Origin of the sequence: Geodermatophilus tzadiensis (assembly GCF_003002915.1) — a bacterium.
Taxonomy (GTDB): Bacteria; Actinomycetota; Actinomycetes; order Mycobacteriales; family Geodermatophilaceae; genus Geodermatophilus; species Geodermatophilus tzadiensis.
In genome coordinates this window covers 166,978-181,121 of the sequence record NZ_PVTG01000004.1, presented here as the reverse complement: position 1 = coordinate 181,121, position 14,144 = coordinate 166,978, and the positions used below count along the sequence as shown (strand labels likewise).

General features: G+C 75.9%; 8 protein-coding genes. 4 read left to right on the top strand and 4 right to left on the bottom strand.

Annotated features, from left to right (window positions below; genetic code table 11):
* Window positions 1-6 precede the first annotated feature (6 nt).
* The 3 genes from LY71_RS07710 to LY71_RS07700 are packed head-to-tail and all read right to left on the bottom strand — an operon-like array spanning window position 7 to window position 8,346.
* Window positions 7-1,968: a 3-oxoacyl-ACP synthase III family protein gene (locus tag LY71_RS07710; protein ID WP_106276370.1), complete on the bottom strand. Its 1,962-nt coding sequence runs from the start codon at window positions 1,966-1,968 to the stop codon at window positions 7-9.
* A 25-nt stretch (window positions 1,969-1,993) separates the two neighbouring features.
* Window positions 1,994-7,486 carry an ATP-binding protein gene (locus LY71_RS07705; protein ID WP_106276369.1) on the bottom strand — a complete coding sequence of 1,831 codons (5,493 nt, stop codon included), beginning with the start codon at window positions 7,484-7,486 and terminating at the stop codon, window positions 1,994-1,996.
* A 44-nt stretch (window positions 7,487-7,530) separates the two neighbouring features.
* A complete protein-coding gene (locus LY71_RS07700; protein WP_106276368.1) occupies window positions 7,531-8,346 on the bottom strand; it encodes a 3-oxoacyl-ACP reductase family protein in 816 nt (271 codons plus the stop codon).
* Between the two features lie 191 nt (window positions 8,347-8,537).
* On the opposite strand from LY71_RS07700, the gene LY71_RS07695 reads away from it, so the two are divergent.
* The 3 genes from LY71_RS07695 to LY71_RS07685 all read left to right on the top strand — a co-directional run bounded on the left by LY71_RS07695 (window position 8,538) and on the right by LY71_RS07685 (window position 11,442).
* Window positions 8,538-8,807: a YciI-like protein gene (locus LY71_RS07695; RefSeq protein ID WP_106276367.1), complete on the top strand. Its 270-nt coding sequence runs from the start codon at window positions 8,538-8,540 to the stop codon at window positions 8,805-8,807.
* A gap of 65 nt (window positions 8,808-8,872) precedes the next feature.
* Window positions 8,873-10,048, top strand: a complete 1,176-nt coding sequence (locus LY71_RS07690; protein WP_170121259.1) for an MFS transporter — start codon at window positions 8,873-8,875, stop codon at window positions 10,046-10,048.
* Between the two features lie 65 nt (window positions 10,049-10,113).
* A complete protein-coding gene (locus LY71_RS07685) occupies window positions 10,114-11,442 on the top strand; it encodes a cytochrome P450 (RefSeq protein WP_245887749.1) in 1,329 nt (442 codons plus the stop codon).
* Window positions 11,443-11,450: 8 nt separating this feature from the next.
* On the opposite strand, the gene LY71_RS07680 is transcribed toward LY71_RS07685, so the two are convergent.
* Window positions 11,451-12,716: a serine/threonine-protein kinase gene (locus tag LY71_RS07680; protein ID WP_106276365.1), complete on the bottom strand. Its 1,266-nt coding sequence runs from the start codon at window positions 12,714-12,716 to the stop codon at window positions 11,451-11,453.
* A gap of 332 nt (window positions 12,717-13,048) precedes the next feature.
* On the opposite strand from LY71_RS07680, the gene LY71_RS07675 reads away from it, so the two are divergent.
* The gene (locus LY71_RS07675; RefSeq protein WP_106276364.1) at window positions 13,049-14,137 is read left to right on the top strand and encodes an FHA domain-containing protein; all 1,089 of its coding nucleotides are present in this window, start codon (window positions 13,049-13,051) and stop codon (window positions 14,135-14,137) included.
* The last annotated feature ends 7 nt before the right edge of the window (window positions 14,138-14,144 follow it).

Sequence of the window (14,144 nt, the reverse complement as noted above, 5' to 3'; positions counted from 1 at the left end):
GGCTGCTCAGCCGAAGGCCTCCTGCATCCCCTCCGACGCCGACCCGGTCTGCGCCGAGGCCGTCGGGGCCGGCAGGTCGGCTCCCTGCTCGTGCGGCACGGACGCCGTCTGGACGGCGACCACCGCCGGGTCGACCCGCATGACCGCGTACCCGGCCACGGCGCCCGCCCCGAACCCCGGCGCGAAGACCCGCACCGGCTCGGTGATCACCCCGTCGCGGACCGCGTCGTGGATGGCCAGCGGGATGCTCGCCGAGGAGGTGTTGCCCACCTGCTCGATGTTGAAGTAGAGCTGGTCGGCGGTGAGGCCGGCACGCTCCGCCAGGCCGATGACCATCGTCTTGTTCGCCTGGTGCGGGACGATCAGGTCGATGGCGTCCATGAGCGAGCCGTCCCGGCCGTCGGGCGCCGGCAGCTGCCCCAGCTCGTCGATCATCTGGGACAGGTAGCGGCCGGCCAGCGCCTTCACCTGCGGGCCGAACACGGTGATGTTGTTGTCGAACTCCGGGTTGGGCCAGAGGATCGAGTTCACCTCGCTGGCCGGGCCGCTGGCGTAGGTCTTCATGTAGTCGATGTCGCCCTCGGTGCCCTCGGGGGCCGGGCCGACGACCAGCGCCGCCGCGCCGTCCCCGAAGATCATCCGCGAGGTGCGGACGTTGCCGATCTTGTCGGAGAACTTCTCCACGCAGACGACGAGGACCGGCCGCTCGACCTCCTGCAGCATCCGCACGGCGTCGGCGACGCCGTAGGGCATCCCGGCACAGGCGGCGATGAGGTCGTACGCGGCGTAGACCTGGTGCATGCCCAGCTGGCCGCAGAGATAGGTGGCCAGCGACGGGATGAGCCGGGAGCTGGTGCACGTGCAGACCAGCACGGCGCCGATCTCCTCCGGCTGCCGCCCCGACTTCTCCAGCGCGGCCTCGGCGGCCTGCAGGGCGAGCTCCTCCAGCGGGAGCGAGCTGTACTCGCGCTGCTCGATACCGGTCTTGGCCGCGATCTCCTCGGCGCTCATCGGCGACCAGTTGTAGGCGGTGTTGCGGATCAGGTCGTCGTTGCCGCACACCTGGTCGCCGTGCACCGCGGCCAGTGCCTCGATCCGCGGCTGCACCGAGAAGCTCCGGCGCACGTCGAGCTCGGGGTAGGGCCGCACCGGCGGACGGGACTCGCGCGGCCCGGCGACCGGCCGCGGTGCGTGGCCGGCGCGCAACCGGCGCAGGAAGGCCCGCACCTCCTTGTCCCGCGGGTGGAAGGCGACCACCCAGTCGTCGTCCTGCATCTGGCTCGCGTCGGCCAGCTCCACCTGCGAGCGGTCCCACGGGTACTGGTTGTGCAGCACCATGGCCCAGCGGTGCAGCGCCTCGAGCTCGGGGACGTCCTCGGAGACGTCGAGGATGTCGGTGTAGTCGTACACGGGGTAGTCGGGGTCGTAGCCGCGCAGCCGGAAGGTCAGCGCGCCGGGCTGCTCCAGGAACCCCGCGACCGTGGGCTTGACCGCCGGCAGCGTGGAGGCGTGGTTGCGCCGGTTGGCGAAGACGTCGAACAGGATCTGGAAGATCCGGTCCTCGCAGCCCTCGTTCCACCGTGACGGCAGCGTCGGGTAGGCCTCCTGGACGCCGGTGACCTTGGCCTCGCCGTCCTCCCACGGCTCCAGGACGGGGAGGAAGACGTCGGGGCGGGTCCGCGGGAGGTCGCCCCAGCGGGTCGGCCGCTTGTCGTACATGGTGATCGAGAACCGGTTGGCCCAGAACAGGTTGAGCGCGAGGTCCCGCATCAGGTCGTACCGGCTCTCGTAGGCGCCGGTGCGCACCCGTTCCAGGATCTCGGTGCCGCTGGGGGCCTTGGTCTCGAAGTCACGCCGGATGACGCTGTCGAGCTGCTCGAGCGTCTCCATGGTGGAGAAGTCCAGCTCCGGCATGATGTTCGAGGGGAACACCATGCGGCCGTGCCGGTTCAGGACGAACGCGTTCACGCCGAGTCCTCTCAGGTCGTGGCGGTCAGGTCGTTGCTGCGCGCGCCATGCCGCGCTCCACGGCGGCGACGAGGCGGGGCCGCAGCTCGGCGGCGGGGACGATGTCGTGCACCGAGCCCATGCGTCGGGCGCGCTCGATGTCGTGGACGGCCTCGAACTCGGCGGCGACCTCGCCGAGCTTCTCGGAGCGGACGGCGCTGCGGACGGTCGCCAGCTGGGCGCGCAGGTGGGCCTGCTCGACGGCGTCGGCCGACCCGATGGCCGCCTCCAGCTCGCGCACCCTCGGGTCGGCGGCGGTGCGCTTGTCCACCTCGCGGGAGAACACCACCGCCGCGGCCGGGGCGCCGCCGATGACCGAGGCGTAGGAGCCCTCGACGGCGAGCACCTGCATGTTGTCGTTGAGCACCGCGGAGAACACGACGAAGGCGCCGCCGTGGTAGCGGGAGACCACGCAGAACACCACGGGGCCGTCGAAGTTGGTGATCGCCCGGCCGATCTCCGCGCCGTACTCCAGCTGCCACTTGCGCAGCGACTCCGGCGACCCGTCGAAGCCCGACAGGTTGGCCAGCACGACCAGGGGCCGGTTGCCGCTGGCGGCGTTGATCGCCCGCGCCGCCTTCCACGACGAGCGGGGGAACAGCGTGCCCGCCGTCCACTGGTCGGGGCCGTCGGCGGGGTGGCTGCCGCGGCGCACGATCGGCCGCGACTCGATGCCCAGCACGGTCACCGGGTACCCGCCGAGGTGCGCGTCGAGGACGACGGCGGTGTCGGCGTCGGCCATGCCCGCCCACCGCTCGAGCACCGGGTGGTCGGCGTCGGTGACCGCCCGCATGACCGTGCGGATGTCGAAGGCCTTCTTGCGCTCGGGGTTGGCCTCCGCGGAGAACACGTCGCCGACGGTGGTGAAGTCGCTGTCGGGGTGGCTGTGCGGGAAGGAGCGCACGTCGCGGTCGACCGGGTCGCTGGTCGGCGCCGACCGGGGCCAGCGCTCCCCCGGCGCCCGGTAGGCGTGCGCGTAGTGCCGGAACAGCACGTCGAGCGCGCCGGTGAGGTCCGGCGCCCAGTACTGCGCCTGCCCGTTGGGGCCCATGACCCGGTCGTAGCCGCCGATGCCGAAGTTGTCCTCCGCCGACACCCCGCCGGAGTAGTCGAGGGAGTGCTTGCCGGTGAGCACCATCGCGCTGTCCGGCGTCATGACCAGGATGCCCTTGGTGTGCATGAGCATCGTGGCCTCGGCGTTCCAGTACGGCTGGGCGCCCACGTTGATCCCGGTGACGACGACGTTGATCGCGCCGCCGGCCTGGGTGAACTCGATGATGCGGCGCAGCGCCCGGGAGACCCAGTCCATGTTCTCCGTGCCGCTGTCCATCGAGATGCGCGCGCCCGACGACAGCGCGAACCACTCGACCGGGATGCCGCGCTCCTCGGCCAGGTCGAGGGCGGCCACGACCCGGGAGCACTCGGGCTCGGAGACGGTGCCCAGCTGCTTGGTCGGGTCGCCGAAGAGGGCCACCCGGGTCATGCCCTCCGGGTAGCGCGCCGTCGGCGTGGTGACCAGCCCGACGACGATGCCGGCCCGGTTCTGCCCCGGGGGGCGCTGCACCGGGACCAGCCGGCCGCCGTCGAGGTCGTGCTCGACGAAGGAGCCGTCCGGCCCGGCCAGCAGGGTGGCCAGCTCGTAGGGGTAGGGCGCGCCGCGGGCCCGGGAGCTGAGCACCTTGGCGGTGTAGTCGTCCAGGGGCCGCAGCGGTTCCCGCGGGCGGTCGGTGACCTGCATCCGCACGCCGGTGCCGGGGCGGTTGGAGAAGCGCACCGCCACCTCGCGCGGCGGCCGGCCCTCCTCCTCCTGCAGGCGGGCCAGCAGCACGATCTGGTCCAGGCCGGCGCCGATCGTCAGCGGCGCGGCGGTGCGGGCGAACTCGGCCACCTCGGCCAGCGGCACCTCGATCGAGGGCCACGCGTAGAGGTGGATGCGGTTGTGCTCCAGCGGCCGCCGGGAGCGCCGCAGCGACTGCGCGCGCCGCAGGCCGTCCAGGCAGGAGGTGAGCTGGCGCTCCACGGTCGGGTAGCCGACGACCGCGCCGCTCTCGTCGCGCACCGGGGTCAGGTCGCGCACCTCGGCCATGGCGATGAACCGCTCGTCGTCCGGGTTGTCCCGCGCCGTGACGTGCAGCAGGTGGGTGTCCTCGGGCGAGGGCACCCGCTCGCCGTCGAACTCCTTGAGCCGCCACAGGTCCAGCCGCTGGGCGGTGAGCGGGTGCAGGCCGCGGATGATGCGCTCCTCGGCGAGCCGGCCGGCGTCGCCCGGGCGGTAGGTGAGCGTCTCGACCTCGCCGTCGGGGGTGCAGACGGTGACGGTCACCCGGCGGCCGGTGCCCAGCGCCGGGACCGCGTCGAGCACGCCGCGCAGGGCGTCGGAGAGCGCGTCGTCGTCGGCGGGCCGGTCGGGCCAGTCGACGTAGAGGTCGACGACGGCCTGGGTGGGGTCGGCGACGCCGGCGAGCGCGCCGACCACCGACTCGAGCGCCTGCGGCAGCCGCGTGGCGGCGGTCATCAGCGCCAGCAGGTGCAGCCGGCGGCCGCCGAGGTCGTAGTCGGCGGTGACGCAGGCGTCGCCGTCGAGCAGCGTCGAGCGCACGTCCTCGAGGCTGCGGCTGCGGTAGTAGCGCCGGGTGAGCACCTCGAGCACCGGGTCGGGGACGGCGGTCGGGCGGCCCAGGCGCTGGGCCAGCAGCCGCATCAGCGGCTCGGGGCTGGCGACCAGCGCCTCCATCCGCCGGATGCTCTCGGCGGTGTCGCCGCGCGCGCCGGCCTCGTCGAGCTCGTCGAGCAGCCGGGCGGCCCGGTCGAGGACCTCCTGGCGGGCGGCCCGCACCACCGGCTCCTCGAAGTGCCGGTAGCGGACGGCGCGGGCGAGGTCGCCCAGTGCGGGGTGGCGCAGCTGGGTCGCCACGACCAGCCGGTCGAGCACCTCGCCGACCTCGCCGCGGGCGGGTCCGTCGGGCAGCCGGTCGGCGGTCAGCCAACGGTCGAGCAGGGCGTAGACCGCGGGCAGCTGCTCGCCGACGCGCTGCTGGGCGAGGAACAACCGGTGCACGGCCTCCTCCAGCGCCGGCGAGGACTCGAGGTCCTCGACGTCGTAGTGGGCCAGCGCGCGCCGCAGCCGGGCGCGGAACGCCTCCGGCAGCGCCTCCCGGTCGGCGTCCAGGGAGTGCAGGTAGGCGTGGAAGTACTCGCGCGGGCTGTGGACCTGGGTGTCGGCCTCCTCCTCCGCGCTGGCCGGCCGGTTGCGGGAGAGCTCGGCGACGTCGGCGAAGGTGACCAGCACGTCGAGCTCGGCGGCCAGCAGCTGCGCGTCGTCGGCGGGCAGCTCGTCGCGGGCGGCGGCGTACTCGGCGACCAGCCGCCGGGCGTGCCCGCCGCTGACGTCGTAGCCGGTGACCAGCGCCCGCAGCGCCGCCAGCCGGGCCAGCGCCCGCGCGCGCGGGTCGCCGTCGGGCGTCGTGGCGTCCTCGGGCAGCGCCACCCGCTCGCCGGCGGCCTCCTCGGCCTCGCCGCCGGCGCGGTCGAGGGCCAGCAGCGGGGCGCCGGCGTCGACCTGGCTGTTGACCGCGGCGCGCACCTCGCGGACCCGCCCGGCGAACGGCGCCCGCACCGCCGTCTCCATCTTCATCGACTCCAGGACGGCGACCGGCTGGCCGGCCTCCACCTCGTCGCCCGGCGCGACCCGGACGGCCACGACCACGGCCGGGGCGGGCGCGCGGACCAGCCCGCCGACGTCGCGGCCGACGCGGTGGGTCTCGCCGTCGACCTCGACGAGGGTGGACCCGGGCGCCTCGACGGCGACCACCGCGTGACGCCGCCCGCCGACGGCCAGCCGGGTCTCCAGCGGGCCGAGCCGGTCGACCTCGACGTCGACGGCGCGGCCGTCGAGCTCCACCCGGTGCCGGTCGCGGTCGACCGTGGCCACGGTCAGCCGGTACACCTGCCCGCGCAGGCCCAGCTCGATCGCACGCCCGACCTCGTGCGGCGCCCGCGGCCGCCCACCGCGCGCCGAGGCGAGGAACGCCTGGCGCTCCCGCTGCTCCTCGGCCTCGGCCAGGTCGACGGCCACCTGCACCAGCGCCACCCACGCGCTCCCCGACGGCCGGGGGCCGCCGGTGCCGGTGCGGTCGAGCCACCCGGTGTCGGCGGTGCCCGCGACGACCTCGGGGCGGTCGAGCAGGTCGAGCAGGAAGGTCTTGGTGGTGGTGCCGCCGCGCAGGACGACGGTGGTCTCGCGCAGCGCGCAGCGCAGCCGGGCCAGCGCCTCGGGGCGGTCGCGGCCCCACGCGATCACCTTGGCGATCATCGAGTCGTACTGCGGCGGGACGACGTCGCCGACGCTGAGGCCCGTGTCCACCCGGACGCCGGGGCCGGTCGGCATGCGCAGCAGCTCGACCCGGCCGGGAGCGGGCGCGAACCCCTGCTCGGCGTCCTCGGCGGTCAGCCGGGCCTCGACCGCGTGCCCGGTGGCCGGGGGCGGGGTGCCCTCGAGCCGGCCGCCGGCGGCGACGTGCAGCTGCAGCTTGACCAGGTCCAGGCCGGTGGTGGCCTCGGTGACCGGGTGCTCCACCTGCAGCCGGGTGTTGACCTCGAGGAAGGTGGTGAGCTGCTCCTCGGGCTGGTACAGGAACTCGACGGTGCCCGCGCCGACGTACCCGGCGGCCCGCACGAGGGCGACGGCGGACTCGCGCAGCGCCGCGTCCTGCTCCGGCGTGAGGGCCGGCGAGCTGGACTCCTCGAGCACCTTCTGGTTGCGCCGCTGCACGGAGCAGTCGCGCACGCCGGGCGCCCAGACGGTGCCGTGCTGGTCGGCGATGACCTGCACCTCGACGTGCCGGCCGCCCTCGACCAGCCGCTCCATGAACACGCTGGGGTCGCCGAAGGTGCGCTGCGCCTCGGCCTGGGTGCGGGCCAGCGCCGCCTCGAGCTCGGCGGGGTCGCGGACGACGCGGATGCCGCGGCCCCCGCCGCCGCTGCGGGACTTGACGATGAGCGGGTAGCCGATGGCCTCGGCGTGCCGCCGCCCGTCGTCGGGTCCCTCGACCGGCCCGTGGCTCCAGGGGGCCACCGGGACGCCGACCTTCTCGGCCAGCACCTTGGCCTCGATCTTGGCGCCGAGCAGCCGCATGGCCTCCGGCGGCGGGCCGACGAAGGTGACGCCGAGCTCGGCGCAGAGCTCCGCGAAGGCGGGGTCCTCGGCGACGAAGCCCCAGCCGACCCACGCCGCGTCGGCGCGGCCGGCCTGCAGCGCCCGGCGCAGCTCGGCGTGGTCGAGGTAGGGGTTGACCGCGCCGGTGTCGGCGAGCTGCACCGCCTCATCGGCGGCGCGCACGAAGGTGGCGCGCCGCTCGGCCTCGGTGTGCAGCGCGATGACGCGCGTGCGCGTCCCGTGCTCGGCGTCGAGCTCCCGCACCGCGCGGATCAGCCGCAGCGCGGGCTCCCCACGGTTGACGACGGCGATGCGGTCGAACACCCGGTCCCCTCCCTCGGTGGTGGTGGTCAGCGGTCCTGCTGCGGCTACATGTCCAGCCCGCCGTTGACCCCCCACACCTGCCCGGTGATGTAGCCCGAGGCGTCGGCGGCGAGGAAGTGCACGACGCGGGCGACCTCCTCCGGCTCGCCCAGCCGGCCCAGCGGGATCTTGGCCTTGAGCCCGTCGAGCACCTTGTCCGGGACGCTGTCGAGCATCTCGGTGGCGGTGTAGCCCGGCGTCACGGCGTTGACGGTGATGCCGAGGCCGTCGGTCTTGCCGGAGCGCTGCACCTGCATCGCGGCCTCCCGGGCCAGCGTCTTGGTCAGGCCCAGCAGCCCGGCCTTGGCCGAGGAGTAGTTGGCCTGGCCGATGCCGCCGGTCTCGCCGATGACCGAGGAGATCATCACGATCCGCCCGCTGCCCCGCTCGAGCATGTGCTTGAGCGCGGCCTGCGACAGGTAGAAGGCCCCGGAGAGGTTGACGTCGACGACCCGGCGCCAGTCGTCGTCGGTCATCTTCAGCACGGTGCGGTCGGCGGTGATGCCGGCGTTGTTGACCAGGACGTCGAGGCGGCCGTGCTCCTGGATGACCTCGTCGATGGTGCGCCGGCAGTCGTCGGGGTTGCCGATGTCGCCCTTGTGCACGGAGAAGCCCTGGTCGGGGAAGTCGTCGCAGAACTGCTTGCGGAAGCGCTCGGCGGCCTCGTCGTTGCCGCTGTAGCCGGCGGCGACGTCGGCGCCCTGGGCGGCCATGCTGCGACAGATGGCGGCCCCGATCCCCCGGGTCCCGCCGGTGACGAAGGCCACCCGGCCGGAGAGCTTGTCGCCGGTCCTGCTGGTGCGTTCCTGGGTCGCTGTCACCGGGTCCTCCTGGGGCTCGGGCGCGTGCGCCTCGTTGTCCTGGACCGGAGCCGGGGTCGCAGCAGACCTCGGTGCTCCGGCATCGGGGTAGGGCGAGCATCGTCGTGACCCGCCAGTAGGACAAGACGAGGGCCGATGCGGTCTCGTGAGCCGCGTCGCGCTCCGGCCCGGCGACCGGGCAGGGTGGCGGGGTGCACCTGCTGCTGGAGTACGTCCTCGCCCCCGACTACCTCGAGCGCCGGGCGGCGCTGCGCGAGGACCACCTGGCCCTCGCCCGGGCGGCCCACGAGCGCGGCGAGCTGCTGCTGGCCGGCGCGCTGCCCGACCCGCACGACCGCGCGCTGCTGGTGTGGACCGCCGAGCGGGACGTCGTCGAGCGGTTCGCCGAGCAGGACCCCTACGTCGTCCACGGGTTGGTGACGAGCTGGACCGTCCGCCGGTGGGACGTCGTCGTCGGCTGACGGCGTCAGCGACCCCCTCGGCTCGGCGGCTCCCCGCGCGACCGGTGTCCGCTAGCGTCCGCGCGGTGACGGAGGCCCCGGTCGACCAGCGCGTCACCCGGCGCCGTCTCGACGCGCTCACCCTCGGCCTGTTCACCGTCGCGCTGGGCACCAACATCCCGACGCCGCTGCTGCTGGTCTACCGGCGCACGCTGGGCCTGTCCGACGCCGACCTGACCGCCGTCTTCGGCTGCTACGCCATCGGCCTGGTCGCGACGCTCACCGTGTCGGGCGCGGCCTCCGACCGCTTCGGCCGCCGCGCCCTGGTGCTGCCGTTCGCGGTGCTCGCCGGGCTGGTGTCGCTGCTGTTCGTCCCCGCCGCGGAGCACCTGCCGCTGCTCTACGCCGGCCGGCTGCTGCAGGGGGTGGTGTCCGGGGTGGTGTTCTCGGTCGCCAACGCCTGGCTGCAGGACCTGGCCGGGCCGGCGGGGCAGCAGTCGGCGGCCACCCGCGGCGCGGTGTCGACGTCGCTCGGCTTCGCCGTCGCGCCCGCGATGAGCGGGGTGCTCGCGCAGTACGGCCCGGCGCCGACGACGCTGCCCTACCTGGTGCACGTCGCCGTCCTGGTCGTCGGGCTCGGCGCGCTGGCCACCGTCCCCGAGACCGTGACGGTCCGGCGCCGCGGCCGGCTGATGACCCTGGGCCTGCCGCCGGAGGCGCGCCGCCCGTTCTGGGCGGTGCTGGCGCCGACCGCCGTCGGCGTGTTCGCCTTCCCGACGGTCGCCGCGACCCTGCTGCCGCTGCTGGTGGTGCCCGGCGGGGTCGGCGTCGCCTACGCCGGCCTGATCGCCGGGCTGGCGCTGGGGGCGAGCGCCGCCGCGGCGCGCGTGGGGCGGCGGGCCGAGCGGGGCGCCGGGCCGCTCGGGATGCTGCTCTGCGCGGCCGGCACCGGGCTCGGCGTGCTCGCCGTCGTCACGCGCGGGGAGCTCCTGCTGCTGCCCGCGTCGGTGCTGATGGGCGGCGGGGCCGGGCTCTGCCTGACCGCCGGGCTCACCCTCACCGCGCGGCTGGCGCCGCCGCACACCCGCGGGGCGATGAACAGCGCCTTCTACGCCTTCGCCTACGCCGGCTTCGGCACCCCGCTGCTGCTGGCCTGGCTGGGCGGGCTGCTCGGCACGGTGCCGGTGCTGACCGCGTTCGTGGTCGTGCCGCTGGCGATCGCCGCCTGGCTGTGGCGCGAGCTGCGCCGCCGGCGCGCCTGACGGTCGCCGGCGGGACGGCCGAGGATGGACGGGAGAGCCGGCGGACGGGAGGCGGGGACGTGACGGTGCGCAGGACGGTCCGGTGGGCGGCGACCCACGGGGCGATGCGGATGGCGATCCGGGCGCGGGCCCGCGCGGGCAACCCGGACGCCGAGGTGCTGCGCGACCCGGCCGTGCGGGAGGACCCCTTCCCCCGCTACGAGCGGCTGCGGACGGCGGCGCCGTTCGCGCCGGGGGCGTTCGCGAAGGCCAGCGTGCACCACGCCGTGTGCACCGAGGTGCTGCGCAGCGACGCCTTCGGGCAGATCGCCGGCGGCCGCACCGACGGGCTGCCGTGGGTGCTGCGGGCGGCGCTGCGGTGGGCCGGCCCGCGGCCCACCGTCGGCCCGATCGACCCGCCGTCGATGCTCGCGGTCGACCCGCCCGAGCACACCCGCTACCGCCGGCTGGTCACGCGCGCGTTCAGCGCCCGCGCCGTGGCCCGGCTGCGCGAGCGCACCGGCCGGATCGCGCACGACCTGCTCGACGACCTCGAGCGCGAGGCCGCCGACGGCGGCGGGCACGTCGACCTGGTCGCCCGCTACGCCAGCCTGCTGCCGGTCACGGTGATCTCCGAGGTGCTCGGCGTGCCGGTGTCGATGCGCGAGCAGTTCCTCGCCTGGGGCGACGGCGCGACGCCCAGCCTGGACATGGGCCTGGACCGGCGCACCCACCGCGAGGTCGAGCGCAACCTCGGCGAGCTCGACGCGTGGTTCCGCGGCCACCTGCGCCGGCTGCGCCGCGAGCCCGGCGACGACCTGCTCTCGGCCCTGGTCACGGCGGCCGACGAGGACGGCGGCGGGCTCGGCGAGCAGGAGCTGCTGTCGACCGCCGCGCTGGTGTTCGGCGCCGGCTTCGAGACGACGGTCAACCTCATCGGCAACGGCGCCGCGCAGCTGTTCGCCGCCCCCGACCAGCGCCGCCGGCTCGCCGAGGACCCCTCGCTGTGGGCCAACGCCGTCGACGAGGTGCTGCGGGTGGACTCCCCCGTGCAGCGGACCGGGCGGCTGGCCCGGCGCGACACCACCGTGGCCGGCACGCGCATCCGCGAGGGCGAGCTGGTGCTGCTGGTGCTGGCCGCCGCCAACCGCGACCCGCTGGTGTTCGACGACCCGCAGGTCTTCGACGTCACCCGCCCCAACGCCCGCGACCACGTGGCCTTCTCCAGCGGCATCCACTACTGCCTGGGCGCGGCGCTGGCGCGGATGGAGGGCGAGGTGGCGCTGCGGGCGCTGTTCGAGCGGTTCCCCGACCTCGCCCCGGCGGGCACCGGGCGGCACCGCCGCACCGTCATCCTGCGCGGCTACGAGTCGCTGCCCGTCGTCCTCGCCCCGCGCGCCGCCGTCGTCGGCTGAGCGAGCGCTCAGGTCGCGGTCACCGCCGGCGGATCCGTGCCCGGGCCGCCGGCCGGGGTGCCGGCCGGGCTGCCGTAGACGGTGAACAGCCGGGGCAGCAGCCACACCGCGAGCACCGCGAGCAGCAGGACGAGCACGACGACCACGGCGACCACGACGGGACGGCGGCGCGGCGGCTCGTCCTCGTCCGGCTCCTCCGCGGCCGGCTCCGGGAGGGCCGGCTCCGGGACGGCGGGCGCCGGGGTCTGCTCGCGCACCGGGCCGGGCCCGGCGGTCACCGCCGAGCGGGCCGTGGGCCCCGCGGCCGGCGGGAGCGCCGCGGCGGGACCGGTCCGCAGGGGTGACGGCGGTGTCGCGCCGCGGGTCGGGGCGACGATGCGCTCGGCCCCCAGCACCACCGGCATCCCGTCGGCCGACAGCCAGTTGGCCCCCCAGGCCCGCGTGCCCGCCTCGGCCAGCGCCACCCCGAACGCCTCCGCCGTGGCGTAGCGCTCGGCGGGCTCGGTGGCCAGCCCGCGCATGACGACGGCGGCCACCTCGGCCGGGACGTCCGGCGTCACGTCCAGCAGCGGGACCGGCGCCGCGTAGGCGTGCTTGAACAGCAGGGACATCACGTCGCCGTCGGCGGTGAACGGCAGCTCGCCCGAGAGCAGCTCGTAGAGCATCGTCGCCAGCGCGTACACGTCGGTGGCCGGGGACAGCTCCTCGCCGCGGACCTGCTCGGGCGCGATGTAGGACGGCGTGCCGACGACGTCCCCGGCGCGCGTGAGCATCGTGTCGGCGCCGCCGAGCACCTTGGCGATGCCGAAGTCGGTGACCTTCACCGCCCCGCTCGCGGCGAAGAGCATGTTCTCCGGCTTGACGTCGCGGTGCAGCACGCCGCGCACGTGGGCGGCGTTGAGACCGGCGGCGCAGGCCAGGCACACCGCCACCGCGCCGGTGGCGGTGAACCCGGTGGTCGTGGCGCGCTCGCGCAGCGTCCCGCCGGGCAGCTGCTCCATCACCAGCAGGCACAGGTCCTCCCGCTCGACGAAGTCGTAGACGGGGACGACGTGCGGGTGGTCGAGCGAGGCGAGCACCCGCGCCTCCGCGGTGAACCGCCGCCGGACGGCGACGTCGGCCGCCGCCGCCGTGGGCAGCTGCTTGATCGCCACGCTGCGGTCGAGGTGGCGGTGGTGGCCGGCGACCACCACGCCCCAGCCACCCTGACCGAGGACCTCGCCGATGTCGTACGCGGGGAGCGCGTCGGCGATCCGCTGCCGGTCGGCCTGCATGGGTCAGCGCGCCGCGCGGGCGGGGAGGGAGCGCCGGCGGGCGGCGGGACGGGCGCGGCCGGACGGGGCGCGCGCGGGCTGGCTGTGGGCCACGGGACTCCTCGGACCACCCGGCCGACGCCCGCAGCCGGCGGGCCGGGCTGGCCATGGCTCCGACGTCGATGGCGCGGGCAGTCTAGCGGCCGCCGGCCGGGGCCCGGGGAGTCGCGCGCGCCGTCCGCGGGGCGGGCCGGGTGTGCTGTTCCGGGTCGCCGTCCGGCCCTAGCCTGGGCCCGCCGACCACGGGGGTGCGGGAGCGCGGCAGGGTCTCGAGCCGGTCGAGGAGGACCGCCATGCCACAGACGAGGACGACCCGGGTCGGCCTGGCCCCCGGGGACGGTCTGGTCGCCCGCTTCGGCGACGTCGTCCTCCTGGTCCCGGAGGACGGCACGGACGCCGGCGAGCTGCTCGACCTCGTCGAGGCGGCCGCGGCCGAGGACGAGCCGGGCAGCGCGCTGGCCACCCGCCTGCTCGGCTGGGCCGGTGGCCGGCGGCCGGGTGAGGGCCCCGCCTTCGGGGTGGTGGCCCCGGTCGCCGACGGGGTGGTGGTGCTGCTGCGCGGCGGGGTGTCGGCCGAGGTGACCGGCCCCGCGGGCACCCGGCGGCTGTCGGGGCGGCAGGCGCTGACCTGGGTCGACCACGTCGTCGCGCTGCCGTTCGAGCGGGTGACCGTCGGGGACGGCGACGCGCCGGCGCACCCGCACCCGCGGTCGGCGCTGCGCGAGGGCGTGGTGCCCGCGCGGGGCTTCGTGCTCAGCCCCGCCGGTGACCTCCCCACCGGCGACCACTCCACGGACGACGCCCCGGCCCACGCCGCCCCGGCCCGCGACGCCCCGGCCCACGCCGCCCCCGCCCACGCCGCCGCTCCCACGCCCACCCTCCCGGCGTCCGTCCCGGAGCCCGCGCCGGCCGCCGACGACGCGCCACTGGAGGAGACGCTCGTGGCGCGCGCCGAGGACGTGCCCACCGCCGGCGCCGGGGCGGAGCGGAGGTCGGACCCGCTCGAGACGGCGCTGGCGCCGGCTCCGGTGGGCGCGCTGGTCTGCGACGGCGGGCCGACGGTCGTGCTCGACCGGGCCTACGTCCTGGGCCGGGAGCCGCAGAACGACCCGGACGTGCAGCGCGCCGTCGCCTCCCCCGTCGTCATCCGCGACCCGGGCAACCTCGTCTCCCGGGTGCACGCCCGCGTCGAGGTCGACGACGGCCGGGTCTGGGTGCGGGACGCGCCGTCGGTCAGCGGCACCTACGTCGCCGGTCCCGGGGCGAGCGAGTGGACCCGGATCGGCACCGGGCCCACCCTCCTGCCGCCCGACTGGAGCCTGCGCATCGGCACGCAGGTGTTCACCTTCCGCACGACGAAGGCCGCCGCCGACGTCCGCTGAGCCGGAC

Coding starts and splice junctions, on each gene's coding strand:
- LY71_RS07680 (WP_106276365.1), bottom strand. CDS start 12,716: ATGCAGGCCGACCGGCAGCGGATCGCCGACGCGCTCCCCGCGTACGAC.
- LY71_RS07675 (WP_106276364.1), top strand. CDS start 13,049: ATGCCACAGACGAGGACGACCCGGGTCGGCCTGGCCCCCGGGGACGGT.